We start from the raw sequence: 465 nt of genomic DNA on the forward strand, positions 1-465 counted from the left end.
CCAACCGGCCGACGCTGTTCGAAGAGGGCCCGTGGTTCTACAAGCGGGGCAGCCTGTACTACATGGTGTTCGCGGCCAAGTGCTGCTCGGAGTTCATCGCATACTCCACGGCCACCAGCCCGACCGGGCCGTGGACCTACCGCGGCACGATCATGCCGACGCAGGGCAGTAGTTTCACCAACCACCCCGGCGTCATCGACTTCAACGGCGGTTCGTACTTCTTCTACCACAACGGCGCCCTGCCGGGCGGCGGCGGCTACACCCGCTCGGTCGCCGTGGAGAAGTTCACCTACAACGCCGACGGCACCATCCCGACGATCAACATGACCACCACCGGGGCACCCCAGATCGGCACGCTGAACCCCTACACCCGCCAGGAGGCCGAGACCATCGCCTGGGAGTCCGGTGTCGAAACCGAGGCCTCCAACGAAGGCGGGATGAACGTCGGCTTCATCGACAACGGCG

At 65.4% G+C, this 465-nt stretch carries 1 protein-coding gene; it reads left to right on the forward strand.

Going from position 1 to position 465, the window contains the following annotated elements; translation table 11 throughout:
* On the forward strand, positions 1-465 hold a 465-nt coding region (locus QSK36_RS43105; protein WP_285786448.1), incomplete at both ends, for a family 43 glycosylhydrolase.

Source organism: Microbispora sp. NBRC 16548 (assembly GCF_030268985.1).
Taxonomy (GTDB): domain Bacteria; phylum Actinomycetota; class Actinomycetes; order Streptosporangiales; family Streptosporangiaceae; genus Microbispora; species Microbispora catharanthi.